This window comes from Rhizobium sp. CF142 (assembly GCF_000281145.1).
In the GTDB taxonomy this organism is placed as follows: domain Bacteria; phylum Pseudomonadota; class Alphaproteobacteria; order Rhizobiales; family Rhizobiaceae; genus Rhizobium.
In genome coordinates, this window is record NZ_AJWE01000102.1 from 41,856 (window position 1) to 64,311 (window position 22,456).

General features: G+C 58.3%; 17 protein-coding genes and 1 pseudogene. 8 read left to right on the forward strand and 10 right to left on the reverse strand.

Annotation, left to right across the window (positions count from 1 at the left end; genetic code table 11):
- Positions 1-197 precede the first annotated feature (197 nt).
- Both PMI11_RS23365 and PMI11_RS23370 read left to right on the forward strand, forming a co-directional pair.
- The gene (locus tag PMI11_RS23365) at positions 198-1,991 is read left to right on the forward strand and encodes an ABC transporter ATP-binding protein (protein WP_007822055.1); all 1,794 of its coding nucleotides are present in this window, start codon (positions 198-200) and stop codon (positions 1,989-1,991) included.
- Between the two features lie 444 nt (positions 1,992-2,435).
- Positions 2,436-3,350 carry a phosphotriesterase family protein gene (locus tag PMI11_RS23370; RefSeq protein WP_007822056.1) on the forward strand — a complete coding sequence of 305 codons (915 nt, stop codon included), beginning with the start codon at positions 2,436-2,438 and terminating at the stop codon, positions 3,348-3,350.
- A 42-nt stretch (positions 3,351-3,392) separates the two neighbouring features.
- Here PMI11_RS23370 and PMI11_RS37430 read toward each other — a convergent pair.
- Positions 3,393-3,479, reverse strand: a pseudogene (locus PMI11_RS37430) (IS21-like element helper ATPase IstB); the annotation flags it as partial.
- 777 nt (positions 3,480-4,256) lie between these two features.
- On the opposite strand from PMI11_RS37430, the gene PMI11_RS23380 reads away from it, so the two are divergent.
- Positions 4,257-5,135, forward strand: coding sequence for an alpha/beta fold hydrolase (locus tag PMI11_RS23380; protein ID WP_037071986.1), 879 nt, complete (start codon positions 4,257-4,259; stop codon positions 5,133-5,135).
- A gap of 82 nt (positions 5,136-5,217) precedes the next feature.
- Positions 5,218-6,450 carry a GGDEF domain-containing protein gene (locus tag PMI11_RS23385; protein ID WP_007822059.1) on the forward strand — a complete coding sequence of 411 codons (1,233 nt, stop codon included), beginning with the start codon at positions 5,218-5,220 and terminating at the stop codon, positions 6,448-6,450.
- Between the two features lie 565 nt (positions 6,451-7,015).
- Here PMI11_RS23385 and PMI11_RS23390 read toward each other — a convergent pair.
- The 9 genes from PMI11_RS23390 to PMI11_RS23430 form a co-directional block, all read right to left on the reverse strand.
- Positions 7,016-8,272 (reverse strand): arsenic transporter, encoded by a 1,257-nt coding sequence (locus PMI11_RS23390; RefSeq protein WP_007822060.1) that lies wholly within the window; start codon positions 8,270-8,272, stop codon positions 7,016-7,018.
- Between the two features lie 185 nt (positions 8,273-8,457).
- Positions 8,458-9,270: an ABC transporter ATP-binding protein gene (locus PMI11_RS23395; protein WP_007822061.1), complete on the reverse strand. Its 813-nt coding sequence runs from the start codon at positions 9,268-9,270 to the stop codon at positions 8,458-8,460.
- Positions 9,267-10,256, reverse strand: coding sequence for an ABC transporter ATP-binding protein (locus tag PMI11_RS23400; RefSeq protein ID WP_007822062.1), 990 nt, complete (start codon positions 10,254-10,256; stop codon positions 9,267-9,269). Before PMI11_RS23400 ends, PMI11_RS23395 begins: the two co-directional genes overlap by 4 nt.
- Positions 10,257-10,258: 2 nt before the next feature.
- Positions 10,259-11,116: an ABC transporter permease gene (locus tag PMI11_RS23405; protein ID WP_007822063.1), complete on the reverse strand. Its 858-nt coding sequence runs from the start codon at positions 11,114-11,116 to the stop codon at positions 10,259-10,261.
- 3 nt (positions 11,117-11,119) lie between these two features.
- Entirely contained in the window at positions 11,120-12,124 is a 1,005-nt protein-coding gene (locus PMI11_RS23410; protein ID WP_007822065.1) for an ABC transporter permease, read from the reverse strand.
- A 109-nt stretch (positions 12,125-12,233) separates the two neighbouring features.
- On the reverse strand, positions 12,234-14,138 hold the full coding sequence (locus PMI11_RS23415) for an ABC transporter substrate-binding protein (protein ID WP_007822066.1): 1,905 nt from the start codon (positions 14,136-14,138) through the stop codon (positions 12,234-12,236).
- A gap of 196 nt (positions 14,139-14,334) precedes the next feature.
- A complete protein-coding gene (locus PMI11_RS23420) occupies positions 14,335-15,843 on the reverse strand; it encodes an arabinosylfuranosidase ArfA (RefSeq protein WP_007822067.1) in 1,509 nt (502 codons plus the stop codon).
- Positions 15,844-16,050: 207 nt separating this feature from the next.
- Entirely contained in the window at positions 16,051-16,974 is a 924-nt protein-coding gene (locus tag PMI11_RS23425; RefSeq protein ID WP_007822068.1) for an ArsR/SmtB family transcription factor, read from the reverse strand.
- Positions 16,975-17,149: 175 nt separating this feature from the next.
- Positions 17,150-18,088, reverse strand: coding sequence for a LacI family DNA-binding transcriptional regulator (locus PMI11_RS23430; RefSeq protein WP_051034638.1), 939 nt, complete (start codon positions 18,086-18,088; stop codon positions 17,150-17,152).
- Between the two features lie 208 nt (positions 18,089-18,296).
- Between PMI11_RS23430 and ltnD the strand changes: the two genes are divergently transcribed.
- The 4 genes from ltnD (at position 18,297) to ugpC (ending at position 22,402) form a co-directional block, all read left to right on the forward strand.
- A complete protein-coding gene (gene ltnD / locus PMI11_RS23435; protein ID WP_007822070.1) occupies positions 18,297-19,223 on the forward strand; it encodes an L-threonate dehydrogenase in 927 nt (308 codons plus the stop codon).
- A gap of 276 nt (positions 19,224-19,499) precedes the next feature.
- Positions 19,500-20,486 (forward strand): D-erythronate dehydrogenase, encoded by a 987-nt coding sequence (denD, locus tag PMI11_RS23440; protein ID WP_007822071.1) that lies wholly within the window; start codon positions 19,500-19,502, stop codon positions 20,484-20,486.
- Complete coding sequence (locus tag PMI11_RS23445) at positions 20,483-21,256, forward strand: SDR family oxidoreductase (protein WP_007822074.1); 774 nt, start codon at positions 20,483-20,485, stop codon at positions 21,254-21,256. The genes denD and PMI11_RS23445 overlap by 4 nt, the downstream gene beginning before the upstream one ends.
- Positions 21,257-21,334: 78 nt before the next feature.
- Entirely contained in the window at positions 21,335-22,402 is a 1,068-nt protein-coding gene (ugpC, locus tag PMI11_RS23450; protein ID WP_007822076.1) for an ABC transporter ATP-binding protein, read from the forward strand.
- Positions 22,403-22,456 lie beyond the last annotated feature (54 nt).

Below are 22,456 nucleotides of genomic sequence, written 5' to 3' on the forward strand. Positions count from 1 at the left end.
ATCGAAACCTTCCTGTGTGGAATGTCCCGACACTAGGTCATTTCCATTCGTGGTCCGCCTTGAGCGCGCGACACGCGGTTTATCTCCCTTCATAGCCTGATTGATCTGACGGGATTACTTCGTCTCCCGCACGGGCTGTGCCTTTTAGCTCTCGATTTTGAGGACCGGTTACCGAGATACGGACCGGGCTGGTTAAAATGACTCGCAAGAAGCTCGATTTTCGCGCCGATGCCTATCGCCACGTGCTCGGCTTTGTTTTCCATCATTGGACCCATCGGCCTTTGTTGGTCGGCGGCATCATCGTGCTGGTGATCCTAAGCACGTTGGCCGAAGTCATGGTGCCGATGTTTTCGGGTAAAATCGTCGATGCCATTGCAGGCGGCAATGGGGCTGATGGTGCTTTGCGCGCCTTTGTCATCGTCGTGGCCCTGGCCCTGACCAGCGTGGCACTGCGCTGGTTCATCTTCAATGGCATTATCCGGCTGACGCTGCGCACCATGGCAGATGTGGTCAATAGCGGCTTTCAAAAGGTGCAGCGTTTCTCAACCGACTGGCACGCCAACAGCTTTGCCGGTTCGACGGTGCGCAAGATCACCCGCGGCATGTGGGCGCTCGACTCGCTCAATGACTTGCTGCTGGTAGCCTTGTTGCCGTCCATCGTCATGCTGGTCGGCGCCAGCATCGTGCTCGGAAGCTACTGGCCGATCATGGGCTTGGTCGTGAGTGCGGGGTCGCTCATCTATATTGGTGTGACTGTGGCGCTTTCCATGGGCTTCGTGTCGCCGGCGGCAAGGCTTGCCAATGCTTGGGACACCAAGCTTGGTGGTGCGCTGGCGGATGCCATCAGTTGCAACTCAGTAGTCAAGGCCTTCGGCGCCGAGAGCCGCGAAGAGACGCTACTGGTCCGCGTGCTCGCCAAATGGGACAGCCGCACGCGGCGAACATGGAAGCGCGGAACATCGAGCGGCACGATCCAGGGCTTCATGATGGTTTCCATGCAGGCCGGTATTTTGGGAACGGGCTTGGTTATGTGGCAGCAGGGGCTGGCGACACCTGGCGACATTACCTTCGTGCTGGCAATGTTCTTCGTCCTGCAGGGCTATCTGCGCGATGTAGGCCAGCACATCCGTAATCTGCAGCGGGCCGTCAACGACATGGAAGAATTGGTGCTGCTCGACAAGCTGCCGCTGGGCATCGAGGACAAACCGCGCGCCGCGCCGATCAAGATTGGCAGGGGTGAGATTGTCTTCGACCGAGTAACCTTCCAATACGGCGCTCATCCCAACCCGCTTTATGAGGATTTTTCGGTCACCATCAAGCCGGGCGAGCGCGTGGGACTGGTGGGTCATTCGGGCTCGGGCAAAACGACCTTCGTCAAGCTCATCCAGCGTCTCTATGACGTGAAGTCGGGCTCGATCCGCATCGACGGGCAGGATATTGCCCAAGTCAAACAGTCAAGCCTGCGCGGCCAGATCGCCATCGTGCAGCAGGAGCCCATTCTGTTCCATCGCACATTGGCGGAAAACATCGCCTATGGTCGGCCGAACGCCTCACGACGCGAAATCGAGCAGGCGGCGAAACAGGCCAATGCGCACGACTTCATCATAGACCTTCCCAAGGGTTATGAGACGTTGGTGGGGGAACGTGGCGTCAAGTTGTCGGGCGGGGAGCGGCAGCGTGTCGCCATTGCCCGGGCGTTCCTGGCTGATGCGCCCCTGTTGATTCTGGACGAGGCGACATCGAGCCTTGACAGCGAGAGTGAAGTGCAGATCCAACAGGCCATGGAACGTCTGATGGACGGTCGCACGACGCTTGTCATCGCGCACCGGCTGTCCACGGTGCGAGCGCTGGACCGACTGCTGGTCTTCGACAAAGGAAAGATTGTTGAAGAGGGCGACCACCAGGCGCTGATCCGGTTCAATGAAGGCATCTATCGCCGGCTGTTCGAGCGGCAGGCGCTGGAGTTGACCAAGGGTTTGGTGGCCTCATGACCGCGGTGAGCAACCGGCGGAAACGCGAAGCATTCATCTCGCTTGCGTCGATGATCCCGGCATAATCTGCCGGGGTCTGGTATCCAGCGATGACGGTGCCGTCGAATATGAGGTCGCGACTTTTGGCGAGCGTTGCCTTGAGACGGACCGAGGGTCGTGGGGTAGTCGGCCCGCTAATCCACGGTGCATCAGGGTACGGGCGACGCCACTACGCCTTTTGCCTGGCGGCCACCGGCTCAATCGCACAAAATCACGGCTGCGCAGATACAAGGGACATCACACGCTTAAGGCGTCCGGTAACATGGCAACGCAGGGATCTTCCACAGTCAGCGAGATGTCATCGAATGTCCCGTAGACGACTGATCCTACTATTCTATGGACCAGATGGATTAGATGCATTCAAAGTTCTGACGTTCTATCAATTGTGAGAGGGGGGCCTTGGCGATGAAGCAGATCTACACGACTCTGGGACCGAAGCGCCGCGACGAACTCGGGATGATTCTCCCGCACGAGCATGTGTTCGTCGACCTTAGAACGCCTGATCAGCCCGGCTATGCCGAGGCGGAGACAGACGCCGTTGTGGCACTGATGGTCCCGCAGATTGAGGCGATCAAAAGACAAGGCATTACGCTGCTCGTCGAGTGTACGACGGGTGGCGTTGGAAGACGTGCTGACATAGATCTCGCTGTGTCGAAGGCAGCCGACTTTCCGATCGTCGTCCCGACCGGCAACTATCGCGAACCATGGATACCGGCTTGGATAGCCGAGGCTAGTGAGAGTGATCTTGAACAATGGATGGTAAGTGAGCTTACCGAGGGAATCGAGGACACTGGTGTGCTGGCGGGATGGATCAAGCTCAGCGCTGGCGACGATGGGATAACGCCGCTCGAAGCCCGTATCCTCCGTGCGGCGGCAAGAGCATCCGTGCGGACCAATGCGGTAATCGGCTCGCATACAATCCGGGGAAGGGTTGTGATGGAGCAGTTGGACATTCTTCAGTCAGAAGGCTGCGCCCCAGAACGCTTCATATCCATTCATACCCAGGAGGAAAGGGACTTCGGGCTTCACCGGGCATTGGTGGAGCGCGGTGCGTGGATCGAATACGACCATGTCGGAAGGGCCCCCGACGAGGAGGTGGTCGCAATGATAGTGCGTGCCCTCGAAAACGGGCTGGGCAAGCAACTGCTCATAAGCCACGATCTCGGCTGGTATGATCCAGCGCAGCCCGGTGGTGGAACCCCGAGACCTTACGCGCACCTTGTCGAGAGCCTTCTGCCGTCGCTCAGAATCGCGGGTGTGAACCAGGACACGGTCCGGCAACTTACCGAAGTCAATCCGTTCGAGGCATTTGCACGCTGAAGCAAGGCGCGATTCTCGCTTTTGGATGCCGCGGCGAGAGAGACGGCCGCGTGTCCCGTTGCGGATGAGAGCACGGGCAATCGCAATGGCCAGATTACGCTTTCCCGTTCCCGTGCCGCCGGCGATCACGGGCGTTACGGGTTGTGGTGAGAAGATGTGACAACATGTGAGCAAAATCCCTAAATTGTGGCAAGTGTTCGCCAATTTCAATGAACATATCCAGATGGCGGCTACACAGAGCCGCTTTTTAGGAAAACTACCATGTCTATGCTTCGTAAGATCGCCGCAACGGGTCTAATCTCTCTGACCCTCGCAGTTGGCTCCATCGCAACAGTAACGCCCGCACTGGCTCACAACGGGGGAGGAGGTCATGGAGGGGGAGGCCACGCGGAAGGGGGGCACATGGGAGGATTTGGTATGGGCCATTTCGACAGGGAGGGAAACCGCGGTGCGTTTTTTGCCCACGACCGCTTCGATGGACGGTTCAGGGACCGCAGTCCTATCTTCCTGGGTAGCAACGATGACTATGATCGCTGCTATTGGCAATGGAACGATGAGCGCTCCGGGCATCCAGTCAGAACCGAGGTATGCTACTAGTCGATGCGAAACATAAGGTCTTTCTGACGAGACGGTGACTGGCACGAACCAAAACCAGCAGTCGACCGAACGTGATCTTCTGGTTCAAACGCCGCCGCAGCTTTCTTCGTGCAACGCTGCGGCACCGGCGATCCCTGGAGTTTAGGCCAAGGGTATCGTCTTGAATGCAAGCGAAGCTTCGATGACTTGAAGAGCTCGACGTCCTTCGACAAGCCAGCGACGTCTGCGTCCGCAGATCCCCGAACTCAATCCATTTGCCTAGCGCGGTTCGAGTACGAGCGTGCTTTCAAGCGATATAAGACCCAATCAATGTCAACGCGAAATACCCTCAGCTCCGGACATCATGTCGTCGATATCGACGGAATTCAGCAAAGCTTTCATGTCGCGGGCCAAGGGCCGATTATACTGGTTCACCCCGGCGGCCCAGGGATCCACTGGCAATATCTTCGCATGGGTTTTTTGGAGCGTCATTTTACCATGCTGTATCTTGAACCAATCGGTACAGGTGGTTCAGGCCGGCTTGCCGAGCACCCCCATGGCTATACCGTCGAACGCTTCGCGAAACAGCTTGGCAGGTTCCTCGAGACACTCGACCTGTCCGAGGTCGTTCTTCTTGGTCATTCCCACGGAGGGTTCGTCATCCAGCAACATACGATCGAGCACCCGGATCGGGTATCGGCAATGATTTTGTACTCGTCGTCGGCTGTGACGGGGAGTGACTTCATGGCGGCGGCTGCAAACGGCGTTCAGAGCTTTGCTGATCGCTATCAGGCGGAGGGGCCAGCGGTACTCCGAGCCTGGCAGTCGGTTCCGAACATGTCGAGCGACGACGACTATACCAAGATAATGCGCGACCTGCTTCCCGCTTACTTTGCCGACGGTGTTCGTGAGAAGCTTGATCTTAAAGCGTTGCGCTCACGGGTAAAGGCGACAATTCTCATAGGTAACAACGAGCCGTTTGATGTTCGATCGAAACTTCAGGGCCTTTCCATGCCGGTGCTTGTTCTCGTCGGAGATCACGATTTTATATGCGGCCCGAAATGGGGGAAGAACCTGCATGACAGCTGTTCGAATTCGGAGCTGGTACATTTCGCCCAAAGCGGCCATTTCGCGCACTTAGAACAGCCGGAAGAATTTTTAAGCGCAGTCCTCGCATTTTTTGAAGCTCATAAGCTGGTCTCGCGATGAAGTCGTCCCTAATTCGCCGTCCCAGCGGGAGAAGATTCATTCAAAAGTAGCTCTCGGAGATTATAGGCATCGGCAGCCTCGGTTGTTTTTCGGTTTGACGATGGATCTTGCTACAGTTCTTCTTCTTCACAAGTGCTCGTTCATAGTCGGCGCGATCTGCTTCTTTTACGTCAGGTGGCGCTCCAGGGAGCCAGGCCTCGATTTTCTGGCAATCGGCGACGGCCTTCTTGCTTTTGCATCCACCCTTGCCGGAGTGGGAGAGCAGGGCATACTGCCCCATGAGGTTTGGACTTTTGGAAGCTTTTCCATCGGCGTCACAGGTTATTCACTGATGGCGATGGGACTTGTCCAGTTGAGCGGCCGCCGGCGAAAGCGTACGGACTGTCTTCTGCTCGTTGTGGCCCTGACCTTGTCGGTCGTTGTTGGCTCTATGCATTGGTACGCCGACAACCCAACGCGTGCTGCAATATTCAATGCGAACACCGCGGTTTTCCTTGGCGTCTCCTGCGCTGTCATCTTAAGGGATTTTTTCCTCGACCGCTTGCCCGCGAGATGGGGTCTGCTTGCATCACTCGCAGCTGCGATGAGCTTTTCGACGCTGGTCGCTGTCGGAATGATCTTTCCACAGTATGGGCCGGTCGAACCCCGCTATGCCTTTTTCATGCTTATCATTTGCCATTTCTCCGTCGCGCTCTTCGTGGTTGTCCTGGTCCAGGAACGAGCGGAAGCTCAGCTCAAACGTCTAGCATACACCGACGCACTGACGGGAATCCCAAATCGGCAGCACTTCCTGGCATCCCTTCCGAGCGATCTCAGGGGAGGCGACGCCTTCATCATGATAGACATCGACCACTTCAAGAGTGTCAACGACCGCTACGGCCATGAAACTGGCGATGTGGTTCTTGTCGGTGTAGCGCAAGCCATCTCCACGACCGCTGGACGCAAGGTCACGCTCGGCCGTCTTGGTGGCGAGGAGTTTGCGCTGTTTCTGCGTGATCAAACCGAAGAAACTGCTGTTGCCAAGGCGGATCAAATCCGCAGGACGGTCAATGCTTTGGCATTCGCATCTGGCGCGGAGACGATAGTGCCGAGTGTGAGCGCGGGCGTTGCCGTTTGGAGAGGCGATTGCAATGCACAGAAGCTGCGGGATCAGGCAGACCAGGCACTCTACCTTGCGAAGCGAGGCGGCCGTGACCGAGTCGAGCTATATGCAAATCCACAAAGCATGGAAGAACTCTCTTCAAGCGCGACGGCAACGACCGTAACCCAGCATTCGAGCGGACCCGAACATCCCCTGGGGGAGCTTGCCGCTTAGCTGCAATTATCAGGCAGCCGGCTCTGTTGGCGGCGTTCCCGTATCCTCGCCGCCTGAAACGAGTTCATTTTCGCCCTCATGCTGACCACCGGGCAGGGATCACGCACGTGACTTGTCGGGCTCCAGTTGATCGTCGGTGAATTCCAGCTTCCATGAGGCGTTCTGGCCCCGGATGCATCCTCAGCATTCTGCCGGTTATGCTTCTCGAGCCGACGCGACCAGATACGGTTATGACGACTGTCATCGGCCGCCAAACCGTTATCGCTCGGGTGGAACCACGTTTTGCTGGGAAAAGGGGAAAGCCTGCTGCCTTTGCTGTGGACCCATCGAGCGTCAGTCTCTTCGATGCGGAGACGCAGCTAAGGCTATAGCGTTGACGTAATCGGCTTCCTGCAGCGTCGCAGCATGGAGGCGAGCGGGACATTGATGGACAGTTTTGGATTTTTCCCAAAACTGGTCCGCTTGATGACGGGAGCTTCAGGCTCTCGTTTGCGGCTCGCGCGGATGTGTCGGCATGCGATGGATTTTTCACGCCTACTTCGCGAGACGTTGCCGGTCAGAAGTCTCAGAAAAGAACGAGCGACAGCAAAGACAAAATCAGTGCCGGAAACATGACGACAGTTCCGAGCTTCAGAAACTGCCACGCGCTGACGTACAGTCCCTCGCGGCGAAGGGCCGACAACCACAATATTGTCGCCAGGGATCCGGTGACGGAAAGATTGGGGCCGAGATCGACTGCGATCAGCACCGCTCCGGCGATCTTGTCGGAGACATGCGCCGCCTGCACCGCGCTTCCCGCGACCAGGCCTGCCGGAAGATTGTTAACAAGGTTGCAGATAATCGCAACAAGCACGCCTGCAATGCCGACCGCCTGTGTTTCCGATGTTGCAGCGAGCAAGGCCAGTTGGTCTGAGAGCATGGTCGTCAGACCGGTGCGATCCAGGGCTTCCACGACGACGAACAAGCCTGCGACCAGAGGTAGGACGCTCCAACTGACACCCTTGAAGGTCTCGATTGGACTTTGCCGGGTCAGCGCAAGAACGAGTACGGAGGTAATTGTGCCGGCGAGAAAAGTCGGCAGACCCAAATCAATATGCATCGCCGATGCTGCGATAAGAATGATGGCCGTCAGGACAATTCCCCACCCGGCCAGCCGAGCGCTCGCCGAAAGGATCGGCCTCGGCACATTTTCGGCAACGCTGTCTGAGGCGAGAGCCCGGCGCTGGGTCCAGTAAAGGCAGCCAAATGTAACCACGATCGAAACGATCGACGGAAGCATGAATGTCGACATCCAGCGCGCCAGGGGAGGCATCTCGCCGCCAGCAAAGATTACCAGATTGGCGGGATTGGAGATCGGGAGGACAAAGCTCGCGGCATTGGCGATGAAGGCGCAGGTCAGGAGGTAGGGCATCGGGTCCCGGACGCGAGCAGCCCGGCAGGCCGCAAAGACGGCTGGGGTAAGAACGACGGCCGTCGCATCATTTGAAAGAAAGACCGTCACGACAACACCAACCAGATAGACAAGTAGAAACAGGCGTCTTGGGGAGCCACTGGAGTGCGTTGTGGCGATCGCTGCAATCCAGTCGAACAGGCCTTCCCGGCGAGCGAGTTCCGATAAAAGCATCATCCCGATCAGAAAGAGGTATACGTCGCCGCCTTTCGAGACCCCCGCGATGACATCTTGTGGTCCAATCAGGCGAAAGGCAAAGAGCAGCAAGGCGCCAAACATGGCCCAGACCGCTTCCGGCCATCGGAATGGACGAACGACCACACCCATAGCGGTCAAGCCGGCAATGCTCCAGGTAATGGCGTGTTCTGTCATTCAGTCGCTGTTTTCAATTGGCAGGCCGGCTTTTATCAGCCGTCACGGCAGGCGCAAGAAAATTATCTCGGGGAGGTTTGCTGAAGCCAATCGCAAGCACCAAGCGAGAAGGCCGCCGCCGTGGCTCGCGAGCCTCGACACTATGGAGCGCCGTCGTCAATTCGACGGCGCCGCCGTTCAAGTTGTTAGGCCGTCGGAGCGAAATCTGCACTCAGCACGGCCTCCTTCAGCGCACGCGAGTAGGAGTGCTGAGGATTGTCGAGGACCTTGCGCGCCTCGCCCTGCTCGACGATCTCGCCTTTGCGCATGATGATGATGCGGTCGCTGATGTAGTAGGCGGTGGCGAGATCATGGGTGATGTAGACGATGGAAAGCCCGAGCTCGTGCTTCAGTTGTTCGAAGAGATTGACGATTGCCATCCGCAGCGACGCATCGACCATCGATACCGGCTCGTCGGCGATGAGCAGGCGTGGCTGCGGGATCAGTGCACGGGCAATTGCGGTGCGCTGGAGCTGGCCTCCGGACAGCTCGTGCGGAAACCGACCCTTCACTTCCGCAAGACTGAGGCCCACATGGCCGAGAGCCTCGTCGGCCAATCGTTCGATCTGCTGCCGATCCGGCTTGCCTGCGCCAGCTGAGAAGTTCCGCGCCGTTTCGAAAAGGTAGCGATCTACGCGCTTGAGCGGGTTGAAGGCTTCGAAGGGGTTCTGCAGGACTGGCTGCACTTCTCTCATGAAGGCGCGACGCTCGGCCTTGCCGTGAAGGGCCACCGCTTTCTCGCGAAATTGGAGTTCGCCCTGCGTGGGCGCCGTCTGTCCGAGGATCATCGCTGCAATCGTTGATTTTCCGGAACCGGATTCTCCGACGATGGAAAGAATCTCTGGCTCGCTGCCGATCTCGAAGCTGACATCGTTGACCGCGACAATCTGCCGCCGGCCAAGCATGCCACCCTGACGATAGATCTTCGTGACATGAGAGAGAGTGAGAAGAGCGCTCAAGCCTGATCTCCCGTAACCGCAAAGCAAGCCACTCGCCGATCTGGCTCAACCGTGATCATCGGCGGGACCTTCTGCGAGCAGATGTCCATCCGCTTCGGACAGCGCGGGTGGAACCGACAGCCCTCGGGCGGCATGGCAAGGTTCGGCGGACGTCCCTCGAGCGAAGGCCGGGCCTTCGCATCGCCGATACGCGGCAGGCTGCCGACCAGATGCTGCGTGTAAGGGTGCAGCGGCAGGGCGAAGAGCTTGCGGGTCGGCGCTTCCTCGACAAGGCGACCGGCGTAGACGATGCCCACGCGGTCAGAAACCGTTGCATGCACGCCCATGTCGTGCGTGACGAACAAGAAGGAGGAGCCTATCTCACGCTGGATTTCGCGGATCATCGACAGCACGTCGCGCTGGACGATGACGTCGAGCGCCGTCGTTGGCTCGTCGGCGATGATGAATTCGGGTGTCAGGATCGTTGCGAGCGCGATCGTCATGCGTTGGCGCATGCCACCGGAGAGTTCGTGCGGATAGGCCTGGAGCAGATGCGGATCAAGTTTCAATTTTTGGAGATGCGAGCCGACTTTTGTGAAGAACTCATTCTTGCCGACCTTCATGTGCCGGAAGGCGAAATCGGTGAAGGAGTGGTGGATGCGCCGAACCGGGTTCAGCACATTCATCGACGCCTGCATGATATAGGATAGGTACAGCCAGCGAAGCGCCATACGCTCGTCTGCCGTCATGGCGTACATGTCCTGCGTGCCACCGGCAAAATGGAATACCACCTTGCCCGATACGACCTTGAGCGGTGGCCGGATGGCGCCGGCAATCGTCTTGATCAAGGTTGTCTTGCCACTGCTGGATTCGCCGGCGATCCCATAGATTTCGCCGCGCCCGATCGTCAGGGTGATGTCGTCGACGGCGCGCACCTCGCGATCGACGCCGTAAAGGAAGGCGCGGTAATAGGCTTTCAGGTTCTGGACTTCGACCAAGGCATCCATGGCTAACCTCCCATCCGGTTCAGCCGGCTGCGCGGATCGTTGTATTCGTTCATCGACATGGACAGGAGAAACAGCGCCAGGAAGAGAACGACGATGACGGCAACGGGTGCAGCCACCCACCACCATATTCCCGCTATCAGTGCCGAATGGGCATTCGCCCAGTAGATCATCATGCCCATGGTCGGCGTCTCGATATCGGTAAAGCCCAGCACCGACAGGGTGATCTCCATGCCGATCGACCAGATCATGTTGTTCATCGTGGTGGCGAAGACGATCGGCAAAACATAGGGCAGGTGCTCCTGGACGAGGATCTTGCGCATGCTCATGCCGGAATAAACGCTCTGGGTGGTGAAGGGTCTCGTCTTCAGACCGATCGCGACCGAACGGATGAGGCGGGCGTCGTATGACCAGCCGAGCGAGGCCATGATGACGATCAGCGCAGTCCAGGTCATGCTGTCCTTCAGCACGAAATAGAACAGGATCAACAGAGGGAACTGCGGGATGACCATGACGCTGTCATTGATAGCCATTAGCACCCGGTCGACCGTGCCGCCGGCATAACCGGCGACGAGACCGACGACCAGCGATATGATGCGCGAAAGGAAGGCGACGCCGATGCCGAAAAACAAGGTGTTGCGAAGGGCCGTCGTCAACTGCCAGAAAACGTCCTGGCCACGCGATGTCGTGCCCAGCCAATAATCGCCGTCTGGTGGCATGTCAGGCGGTAGAAGATAGATGTCCGTGGCGCCGTAGGGCGAGAAATAGGACACGATTACCAATCCGACGATGACGGCAAAGAGCAGCAGGCCACAGAGGAACTCCATGTTCTGACGTGCGAGGTCACGGATGATCGTAAACATGCTCTATTCCACCTTGATGCGCGGATCGATCAGCGGGCTCAGAATGTCGATGATGAAGACGGCGGCGGCAACACCGACGATCGACAATGCGCTGAGGCCGAGCACCAGGCTGTAGTCGCCGGCATGCACCGCCGAAATCAGCAGGTTTCCGATTCCCGGATAGCCGAAGACGATCTCCGTGATGACGGTGCCGTTGAAGATTCCACCGAGTGACATGGCAAGCCCGGTGAATTGCGGCACCATGGCATTGCGGGCGATGTAGGAGCGGAGAATTTTTCGCTTCGGAACGCCGCCGAGCTCGGCGAAGACGACGTAATCATCGGTGATGATGTTGGAAACAAGCGCGCGCATCCCAATCAGCCAGCTGCCGGCTCCGACCATGATCAGCGACACTGCCGGCAGGATCGAGTGCTTCAGGATATCCAGGACGAGCGCGAAGGAGAGGTCCAGATTGGCGTTCATCTCGTAACCGCCATTGATCGGCAGTACCGGCCAGAGATAGCCGAACACAATGAGAAGCACGAAGGCAAGAATGTAATAGGGAATGGGAAGCAGGGCGATGAAGACGAGGCTGACGGCCTTCAGCACCATATCCTTCCTGTAGTAGCCGGCGAGCGCGCCTATCGCATTTCCGAGCACGAAGGTGATCAGGGTGGAAACTGTCATCAGCCCGATGGTCCAGGGCAGGGACCGCAGAATGATGGTGGAAACAGGTGTGGGAAAAGCCGAGAGCGAGGGGCCGAGATCACCGGTCGCAAGCCGCAGCCAAAAGTGCAGATATTGCTGCCAGATCGACCCCTCCATTCCGTAGAGCTCTCGCAGCGACTGACGCATCAGTTCAATCGCATTTGGATCGGATTGCCCCATCTGCGTGATGGCACCTATGCTTTCTTCGACCGGATCGATCGGGGTCAGGTGGGTGACGAAGAATGTTATGGTCACGCCAAGAAATACGACGAGCAGAAACTGACCGAACCGCTTCAGCACAAAGATCAGATAGGACGTCATAGAGCAGTGGTTCCTCTCTGGTTCCCTTTTTCGAAAGGATTGACGGACATGGGGCGCATGCCCGTCAATAGGGGGCCGGCGCGACATGATCGCGCCGGCGTTGGGAGGATTATTTCGGTTGTGCCGGCTTCAATTTGACCATCATGAGCCTGGAATTCGCCCAATTCGGAACCGGGTCGGTATAGGGGTCTGATATCGTCGGATAACCGGTCCAATACGTCGTATCCATCGAGGTGAAGACGTTATAGGACATCAGCGGGATCGTCGGCATTTCGCGGGCGACCAGCTTCAGATAATCGTTGCCGAGCTCGATGCCCTTCGGATCGTCGGCGCTGATGCCGCGGATGCTTTCGATGATCTTATCGAGCTCCGGATTGCTCCAACGCTGCCAGTTGCGCGGCGGCTGATTGTCACCCTTCTTTGCCACGAATTGCGAGTGCCAGCTGTCGAGGAAGAACGACAGGTCGGGATCGCCGCCCCAGGTTTCGACGCTCCAGGCAATCGCTACCTGGAAATCGCCGGGCTGCAGTGCAACCTGCCACAGTTTCGCGGCAGGCACGGCTTTGGCGTCGATGCCGAAAGAGGCCCATTGCTGCGCGATCAGGGTGCCTGCCCGGGTGAAGACGGAGCGCGTGTCGCCCTCAACCGTCATCCGGATTTTGAACGGCTGGCCATCCGGCGTCATCCATTTGCCGCCGGTTTTCTTGAAGCCGGCTTTTTCCAGAAGTTCGGCTGCTGCCTGCGGATCCGGTTTCCACCAGCCGTAGCCGAATGCCGTGCTGATCGCTGCCGGATCGGTCGGGATCTGGTCCTTGAACTTCGGCTGTTTGCGCAGGATATCGGCAACCTGTTGTCCGACTGTCGGATCATAGGGTTTGATCTTCCGTTTGCCGGTATCGACCTCGAAATTCTTCAGCCAATCCTGCATCGGCGCCTGGTAGTCTTTCATGGTGCCCGCCGTGGGCGGTACGCCGAGCGCCGACAGCGTGGCAGCGCCGCGGTAGCTCGCCATGTCTACGGCCTTGATGTCGATCAAAAGGGCAAGCGCCCAGCGTACATCGGGATTGGCAAAGGCCGGATCCTGGGTGTTGAAGATCACCGCCGGAAGTGTCGGATCCGGATGGGCGAAAGGAAAGCCCGGGAACCAGGTCTCGACCGACTTGGACTTCTCCTTGAGGGTGAACATGCCCTCGGGCGTGTTGTCGTGAATGATATCGAGATTATGCTCGAGCTGCGCGATGGTGCGTTTATCCGGCGGGCCGGGATCGACATAGGTCACGTATTTCGGGGCCGGCTCGCCGAAGCGTGCAAGCGATGTTCGCTGCCAGTCGTCACGCTTCTCCCAGGTATACCATTGGCCCTGAGGGTCGTAGGCCTTGAGCTTGTAGGCGCCGAGTGAGACCGGATTGGCGAAATCATAGCGAAGCGGATCGGCCACCTTTTCGAAGACGTGCTTGGGCATGATCCAGGCACCGTTCCAGCGCACGGTGAAAATGGCGTGGAAGCGCGAATTGGGCTTCTTCAGCTTGAAGACGACCGTATAGGGATCGGTCGCTTCGACGCTAGCCACCTGCACGGAAAAGGCAGCACTCCAGACCATGCCGGGATGGTCCATCTGCGTCTTGACCGTATAGACGAGGTCGTCGGCGGTGAATTCCACGCCGTCGCTCCAATAGAGCCCTTTGCGCAGCTTCACCGTCATCTCGGTGAAGTCGGCATTATATTGCGGTTTGTCGGCGGCAAGGGAATTGTCCCAGGTCGAGCCGCCGAGGCCTTTTTCCGGATCGATGTACCAGAGCGTGTCCATGGTCAACTGCTGCAGGCCGGTTGAAACGCCGCCGCCGCCGTTGACCCAAATATTGAACCAGCCGGGATTCTTGATCGTGCCTTCCGGATTTTCGACGATGAGGGTGTCCTTGCGAGGCAAGGACTTATAGTCATCAGCCTTAGCCGCGGCCATCAGGCCGAGCGTTGCCAAGGCGACGCCGAATGCAAGCTTCTTCCAATGCTGCATAATCTCCTCCCTTTGAATGCGACGAGCGCGCGGCCGCAATGGACGCATGAGACGTCGCGGTTTTGGGTTCATAGCAGCATTGGGACTTGCACTTGTCAGGTCCGATGCGTCTGCGAACCATTCCTCCGGCTCGGCTGCCTCCTCGCAGCGAGCGGATATTCTCCAGGCCAGCACGAGTGTGATGGCCGGGAAGGTGTCAGACCGACAGCCGGATGACGCTGTAAGACTGGGGCTTTAGCGTTGCGCGCAATCTGCCATCCTCGATTTTCGCGTTCTCGACTTTGACGGGGGCGATTGTCTCCGGCTGCCGCGCCGTGTTGACGGCCTGCAGGTCCGGATGCGTCATCTCCACCTGTTCCAGCACGCGGGCGTTGGCAAAGCCATCCAGCCGAGCGTCGAGGTCAAGCGCGTTTTGCGGATGACGGTTGACGACAAAGAAGGTCAGCGTCTGGCTGTCATCGGAAAGGACCGCTGATGCATCGAGATAGGGGACGTCGTCCGCTTCTTCGCAGTCATAGGTCGGCACGTCGGTGATGAGCTGCAGGGCCGATCCACGGCCGTATTTTGATGCGAAATAGAAGGGGTAGTAGATTGTCTGACGCCAGGCCGGGCCGCCATTCTCGGTCATGATCGGAGCAATGACGTTGACGAGCTGGGCGATGCAGGCAATGCGCACGCGATCCGAACGGCGAATGAAAGTATTGAGAATACCGCCGACCTGCAGCACGTCCTCGAAATTATAGACGTCTTCGAGAAGATGAGGGGCATCAGGCCATTCATTCTTGGCGAGGATATCCTTGTCCTGCTGGTTGGAATGATACCAGACATTCCACTCGTCGAAGGAAATGCCGATCGTCTTCTTCGACCGCTTCTTCGCCTTGATATAGTCGATTACGCCGCCGATCGTGGTGATGTAACGGTCAAGCTTGGTCGTGCGGGCAAGGTAATTGAGCGTATTTTTCTCGCGATTTGCGAAATACATATGCAGCGAAATATAGTCGGCGCTGTCATAGCACTCGTCGAGGACCTCCGCTTCCCAGTTCGGATAGGTCTTCATATCGGAATGTGAGGAGCCGCAGACCACGAGTTCCAGCGATTTGTCGAAATTCCGCATGGCCTTTGCCGTTTCGTCGGCAAGCCGGCCATATTCGTGCGCAGACTTGTGTCCTACCTGCCAGGGGCCATCCATTTCGTTGCCGAGGCACCATAATTTCACGTTATGGGGCGCTTCCCAACCATGCTTGCGACGCAGGTCCGACCAGTAGGTGCCGCCGGGATGGTTGCAATATTCGAGGAAATTGCGGGCCGAATCCAGCCCGCGGGAGCCCAGGTTGACGGCGAGCATCGGCTCGGTCTTCGCCTTCTTGCACCAGTCGACGAATTCGTTGACGCCGATTTGATTGCTTTCACGGGTGCGCCAGGCAAGGTCGAGACGTACAGGACGCTCCGAACGCGGACCGATGCCATCTTGCCAATCGTAGGCGGAAACGAAATTACCGCCGGGGTAACGACAATAGGGAGTATCGAGTTGCTGTACGAGATCAATGACGTCTCGGCGGAAACCGTCCGCATCGGCTGTCGGATGCCCTGGCTCGTATATGCCGCCGTAAACGGCTCTCCCGAGGTGCTCGAGAAACGAACTGTAAAGTCTGGGATCAATGCTCGCGACCCGAAAATCGCGATGAACGATAACATTCGCTTTCAACGAACCCTCCCTTAAATATCGATTTCTTCGTTCTTATACAGCTATCTTGATGGCTTGATGGGAGGGAGTCAATTGAACAGCGCGTGGGCTATTGGTTGCTGGATTGTTAGAAATAATTATTACTTCACAGTGATTTAGATCGGGGTTGTCGCCTTTCGGCGGAAAAAAATATCGCGCTATTGAAATCAGGATTTCCGATATTGTTCGTTAAATGTAGAGCCGCATAACGATGTCGCGGCCATGATTCCCAAATCCACGGCCGAATATATTCACGCCGCCGGTATGGCTGGCATTCTCGGCAATGCCGACGCGCAGACGGATCGAGGAATGCTGCGCGAGGGCAAGGTCTCCAACCGTGACATTGGAGGTTGAGACGCCGTCGATGAATGTGCCTCGTGTGGAGATGCGCCAGGTCTTCAGTTTGCCGTATTGGGAGCCTTTAAGCTTCCACCAGTCAGGCGTATAGGCGCCGCGCTTGTCACCATAGTCGCCCGGGGAAGTCCAGGTGCCGACCGGCATTCCATTGACCCAGAGCGTGATGTCGGAAGGCCAGTCGGGATTGGTTCCCGGTACTTCCGAAGACAGTTCCATCGAAAATTCGATGGCGCGCACGTCCTTATTCAAAACCTTGGCATTGTTCGGGAACTTGTATTCGACAAAGCCCCTTCCGAACCACACGAGACCGGCCTGCATACGCTGTGGATCAAGGAAATAGTCGGGGACGTCGAGCAAGCCGATTACACTGTCGCTTGAGCAAAGGCCACAAGGGGCGTGGATGTCGCAACTCGTATAGAGCCCAACCGGCATCTCAACCTCGATGACGTCGTCTGCCTTGTTGACGGACTTGTCCTCAAAGCTGATGAGGATTTCGTCATAAACTGCCGAGCAGATTTTCTGATTGCCCTTCCGGCCTTTGGCGAGGCGAGATTCGACTAGTCCCACGTCTTCCAGAATCTGAATTCCGGTTGCGACGGTTGACTGCGGCAACGACAGAGTTCGGGCCATGTCGTTGACGTTCATGGGGCCCTTTGAGCACAAAAGTTTGAGGAGCTGCAGGCGCCCCGGCGCAGAGAGAGCTTTGATAACGGTGTCGTTGACTCCGGCATCGATCGTCAAAAACGAGCGTTCCATGATTTCTCCATGCTGCGTCACATACGGCTTTATATCGACAACGCTGATACAGCAAGTTGCAGAGGCAGCTATGGATCGATTTATTTGATTTAAATCTCAGTATTCGTTTAAATGATAAGAGCGCTTTTCCGCAGCCGTTCTCCAGTTGGCCGCCTGATTTCGAGAGGGACGCAAGCTATATGATGCCCGCAATCTCCGGGACGAAGGCGGTGATCTTGCTGGCCAATGGAGCGTCCGGCGCCGTGGAGCCGCGCGCCAAACGCGCCGCGACTTCACCGATCATATGACGCGGCGATCGGGATGTGGCGATCTTCACTGGAAGCGCGGCCGCGAGTTCCAGTCCGTTAAAGCCTGCCATCAGAATGTCGTCGGTGCGAGACGCCTCCATGCTGGCGAATGCGCCTCCGGCTGCCATGTCGTCATTGGAATAATAGATACAGTCGAGGTTCGGCTCAGCGCTCAGCAACTGATGGGTTAGATATTTGCCGAGGCCGACAGAGGAAAGGGTGTCGCCGAGCCTTTGCCCGATGAAGGCGAGACGGTTCTCATGCAGGACGCGCTCGAAGCCGGCCTTGCGTTTTCCGGCGCGCAAGTCCCGGTCCAGTGCACTGCCGATGTAGCCGAAACGCTTCCGGCCGGCGGCAATCAGTGCGCTTGCCATCTCCTCGCCCGCCTTGCCGTGCGAGAGCCCGACATTGAAATCGATCGGCGTGCCGTCGAGGTCCATGATTTGAATGATGGGAATAGCCGCGTTCTTCAACATCCTCACGGTCTCATCCGGCTGGTCGAGACCCGTGACGATGATGGCAGAAGGCCGCCAGGACAGCATGTCTCGGATAATGTTGCGCTCCTTAGTCACATCGTAATCGGAAATGCCGAACACGGCCTGCATGCCCGACCCTTCCAGGCCAGTCGAGATGCCGGCCAGGACTTCGGGAAAGACGATGTTGGACATGCTTGGAACCACGACGGCAACGAGGTCGGTTCGCTGCGATGACAGCGACAGCGCCAGCCGATTGCCGAGATAATTCAGCCGCTCAGCCGCTTGCAGCACCTTATCCCGCGTTTTTATCGAGACGTCGGGCGCGCCACGTAGGGCTCGCGATGCGGTCATCTTGCTGACGCCGGCTGCCGCAGCGACCTCTTCCAGAGTGGATTTGTGCGTATGCAAGGGATCTCCCGATAGCAGGGCGTCTGCCGCCAGTATTCATAAGCTTGTTGCGATTGAAGTGGAACTGGCAGCGCTTGACATTTATAGCGATTGTAGGGATTGGTATCGATACCGGTATCGGTAACACAAGATCAATCGGCGGATTGGTGTTATGGAGAGAACTTTGCAAGACGTCGGCAAGGCTGCAGTCATCGGCCTCGGTTCGATGGGATGGGGCGCTGCCCTGTCTCTCTTGCGGGCCGGATTTGTCGTCAACGGATGCGATGTCCGCCAGGATGTTCTTCAGCGCTTTTCACAGGCCGGCGGCAAATCGTGTAAAACGCCGTCCGAGGCCGCCAGTACAGCCGACACGGTTTTTGTGTTTGTCGTCAACAGCAGCCAGACCGAGGATGTGTTGTTCGGGCCTGGCGGCGCGCTGGAGACGGCTCGTGCAGGCACCGTCTTTCTGCTTTGCGCCACCATGGCGCCGAGCGCCACGGTGGAGATTGCCGATCGGCTGGAAACCGCCGGCATGCTTGTCGTCGACGCGCCGGTTTCCGGCGGCCACGCCAAGGCACTTTCCGGAGAGATGGTCGTCATGGGCTCTGGTTCGCCGCAAGCTTTCGCGCGTGCCAAACAGGCGCTCGATGCAGTCTCCGGCAGAGTCTTTCGGCTGGGGGACAGGCCTGGTCCCGGCTCGCAGGTGAAGATGATCAACCAGCTCCTCGCCGGGGTGCATATCGCCGTGACCGCCGAGGCGATGACGTTTGCGGCCAAGACCGGGATCGACCTGAAGACGCTCTACGATGTGCTGCGGGTTTCGGCCGGCTCCTCCTGGATGTTCGAGAACCGGGGCGAGCATATCGTCTCGGGTGACTATGCACCGCGCTCGGCAGTCGACATCTTCGTCAAGGATCTCGGCATCGTCACCTCTGAAGCAGATCGGGCAGGTGCAGTCACGCCGCTCGCGGCGACCGCGCTCGATCTCTTCCGGCAAGCGTCCGACGCTGGTCTCGGCCTCGAAGATGATGCCGCGGTGGCAAAGATCCTCGCAGAAAAGAGCGGCGTCGTCCTGCCGGGCATGACGGTTGTGGGCTGATGGCTGCGCTGGGCAAAATGCGCATGAGACTTATGTTCGATTGCTACCACCCGCAGATCGTGCAAGTTAAGTTGACCTGCAGGTTGCAGTTTTGTTTGGTTTCGTCTGGCCGCTAACATTCCGGAGTATCGGTCCGAAGCAGTGGAAAATTTGAAGGAGAGATGGCGTTGCGCCTGGCGCGACGTGCGCGGAATCCGACTGGGGAGAACGGATTCCGATCAAACATTGAGATCGTCTCGAAAAAATGACGCCGGCAGCGCTGGGAGGTAAGTCAATATGCATGTGATGATTTTGGGTGCGGCAGGCATGATCGGCCGCAAGCTGGTCGAAAGAATTGCCCGTGAGCCTGGTGCGCTTGGCGCCGCGATCAGTCGATTGACGCTGGTCGATGCAGTTCAGCCGCCGGTTCCCGAGGCTCTTCGGTTCGTGTCGAGCACCCTAACGATCGACCTCGCCCAGGCCGGCATTGCCGACAAACTGATCGAGACCCGGCCCGGTCTGATTTTTCATCTGGCTGCGATTGTTTCCGGTGAGGCGGAGGCCGATTTCGATAAAGGCTATGCCGTCAATCTCGATGGTGTGCGCGCACTGTTCGAGGCGATCCGCCATCAGGGCCTGAAGTCCGCCTATGTGCCGCGCGTGGTCTTCGCCTCCTCCATCGCCGTGTTCGGCACGCCTTTTCCTGATGTCATTCCCGACGAATTCTTTTCCACGCCACTGACGAGTTACGGCACCCAGAAGGCAATTGCCGAGCTGCTGCTTGCCGATTATTCGCGCCGTGGCATTTTCGATGGCATCGGCATTCGCCTGCCGACGATCTGCGTGCGGCCGGGTGCACCGAACAAGGCGGCCTCCGGTTTCTTCTCCAACATTCTGCGTGAGCCGCTCTCCGGCAAACCAGCTGTGTTGCCGGTCAGCGACAGCGTCCGGCATTGGTTTGCAAGCCCGCGGGCGGCAGTCGGTTTCTTCGTTCACGCGGCGAGGATCGACACGGCAAAGGTGGGGTTGCGGCGCAACCTGACCATGCCGGGTCTCTCGGCCCTGGTTTCGGAAGAGATCGAAGCGTTGCGCCGGATTGCGGGCGACAAGGCCGTTGCGCTGATTAAGCGCGAGACCGATCCGGTGATCGAACGCATCGTGGCCGGCTGGCCGACGCAGTTCGATGCGAAGAGAGCGTCCGCGCTCGGCTTCAAGGCGGAGGCGAGTTTTGACGAGATCCTGCAGGTGCATATCGAGGATGAGCTCGGCGGGAGGATTGCATGAGTGAAAGTACTGGCAGGCAGTCGAAGATTGCCCTGGTGACTGGTGGCGGTACGGGCATCGGCCGAGCGATCGCAAAGGGGCTCGGGGCTGCCGGCTACAGGGTCGTCATCTCGGGACGGCGTGCCGAGATTCTCGAAAAAGCCGCCGCCGAACTCGGCAGCGCGACAGGTGCGGAAGTTACCGCAATTCGTGCCGATGTCGGCGACCCGGTCTCAGTCAGAGCATTGTTCGATGCGATCGCAAATCAGCATGGCCGCCTCGATCTGCTGGTCAACAATGCCGGTGTCTCGGTACCGGGCATGCCGCTGGAGGATGTAACTTTCGAAGACTGGAGCGCCATCGTCTCGGCCAATCTGACAGGCGCCTTTCTCTGCACACAGCAGGCGTTCAGACTGATGAAGAGCCAGACACCACGCGGCGGCCGCATCATCAATAACGGCTCGGTTTCGGCAACGACGCCACGTCCCAATTCCGCGCCCTATACGGCGACCAAACACGCGATCACCGGCCTGACGAAATCGACCGCGCTTGACGGGCGCGAATTCGACATCGCCTGCGGCCAGATCGATATCGGCAATGCCGCAAGCGACATGACGAAAAGAATGGCCACAGGCGTTCTTCAGGCCAATGGTACGACTGCCGCGGAGGCGACCATCGATCCTGCCCATATCGCCGATGCGGTCGTCTATATGGCAGGCCTGCCGCTTACCGCCAACGTGCTGACGATGACTGTGATGGCGACGAAGATGCCCTTTGTCGGGCGTGGATGACTGGCGGTGCTCCGCCGGGAAAAGGCGTGAGAATACGCATACATAGCGTGTAGTGCTCGATATCTGGGAGGAGGGAGTATGGCAGGCGTTCAATTCGCGGATGTGCGCAAATCGTTCGGTGCGTTTCCGGTCATCAAAGGCGTGAACATCGATATTGCCGACGGGGAGTTCGTGATCCTGGTCGGGCCTTCCGGCTGCGGCAAGTCCACGCTGCTGCGCATGCTTGCGGGGCTGGAAAACATCTCCGCCGGCGAAATCCGGATCGGCGGGCGGGTGGTGAACACTTTGCCGCCGAAGGATCGCGACATCGCCATGGTCTTCCAGAACTATGCGCTTTATCCGCATATGACGGTGCAGCAGAACATGGGCTTTTCGCTCATGCTCAACAAGGCGCCGAAGGCCGAAGCCGAAAAGCGCGTGAAATACGCTGCCGGCATTCTCGGGCTCGACGCACTGCTCGACCGCTATCCGCGCCAGCTTTCCGGCGGCCAGCGCCAGCGTGTCGCCATGGGCCGCGCCATCGTGCGCGATCCGGAAGTCTTCCTCTTCGATGAGCCGCTCTCCAATCTCGATGCAAAGCTGCGTGTCGCCATGCGCGCCGAGATCAAGGAACTGCACCAGCGGCTGAAGACCACCACCGTCTACGTCACCCACGACCAGATCGAAGCGATGACCATGGCCGACAAGATCGTCGTCATGCATGACGGGATCGTCGAGCAGGTGGGCTCGCCTTTGGAACTCTACGACAAGCCGGCCAATCTCTTCGTCGGCGGCTTCATTGGCTCACCTGCGATGAACATGATCAAGGGCAGGCTCGACCCGGAGAACCCCAGGCGGTTCATCGCCGCCGACGGCACGGCGCTACCGGTCGCCAATCCTCCAGACAACGCAAAAGGGCGTGACCTCGTCTATGGGCTCCGTCCGGAATATATCTCGCTCGATGCGGGCGGCCTGCCGGGCGAGATCGTTGTGATCGAGCCGACCGGTTACGAGACGCATCTCACGCTGAAGTTCGGCGGCAGCGATCTCAACTGCGTCTTCCGTGAACGCGTCAACGCCCGCCCAGGCGAAAGCCTGAATGTCGCAATCGACGCCTCGCATGTTCATCTTTTCGATGCCGAAAGTGGCCAGAGATTGACCAGCTGACGCCTTCAGGCAGGGCGCGGGAGAGGAGGAGTCTTCCCGTTCAGTCGCCAGATG

Bases quoted from the DNA above. Each gene is read 5' to 3' on its own strand.
- PMI11_RS23365 (WP_007822055.1), top strand. From the start codon at position 198: ATGACTCGCAAGAAGCTCGATTTTCGCGCCGATGCCTATCGCCACGTG.
- PMI11_RS23370 (WP_007822056.1), top strand. From the start codon at position 2,436: ATGAAGCAGATCTACACGACTCTGGGACCGAAGCGCCGCGACGAACTC.
- PMI11_RS23380 (WP_037071986.1), top strand. From the start codon at position 4,257: ATGTCAACGCGAAATACCCTCAGCTCCGGACATCATGTCGTCGATATC.
- PMI11_RS23390 (WP_007822060.1), bottom strand. From the start codon at position 8,272: ATGACAGAACACGCCATTACCTGGAGCATTGCCGGCTTGACCGCTATG.
- PMI11_RS23400 (WP_007822062.1), bottom strand. From the start codon at position 10,256: ATGGATGCCTTGGTCGAAGTCCAGAACCTGAAAGCCTATTACCGCGCC.
- PMI11_RS23405 (WP_007822063.1), bottom strand. From the start codon at position 11,116: ATGTTTACGATCATCCGTGACCTCGCACGTCAGAACATGGAGTTCCTC.
- PMI11_RS23410 (WP_007822065.1), bottom strand. From the start codon at position 12,124: ATGACGTCCTATCTGATCTTTGTGCTGAAGCGGTTCGGTCAGTTTCTG.
- PMI11_RS23415 (WP_007822066.1), bottom strand. From the start codon at position 14,138: ATGCAGCATTGGAAGAAGCTTGCATTCGGCGTCGCCTTGGCAACGCTC.
- PMI11_RS23425 (WP_007822068.1), bottom strand. From the start codon at position 16,974: ATGGAACGCTCGTTTTTGACGATCGATGCCGGAGTCAACGACACCGTT.
- PMI11_RS23430 (WP_051034638.1), bottom strand. From the start codon at position 18,088: ATGACCGCATCGCGAGCCCTACGTGGCGCGCCCGACGTCTCGATAAAA.
- ltnD (WP_007822070.1), top strand. From the start codon at position 18,297: ATGGAGAGAACTTTGCAAGACGTCGGCAAGGCTGCAGTCATCGGCCTC.
- denD (WP_007822071.1), top strand. From the start codon at position 19,500: ATGCATGTGATGATTTTGGGTGCGGCAGGCATGATCGGCCGCAAGCTG.
- PMI11_RS23445 (WP_007822074.1), top strand. From the start codon at position 20,483: ATGAGTGAAAGTACTGGCAGGCAGTCGAAGATTGCCCTGGTGACTGGT.
- ugpC (WP_007822076.1), top strand. From the start codon at position 21,335: ATGGCAGGCGTTCAATTCGCGGATGTGCGCAAATCGTTCGGTGCGTTT.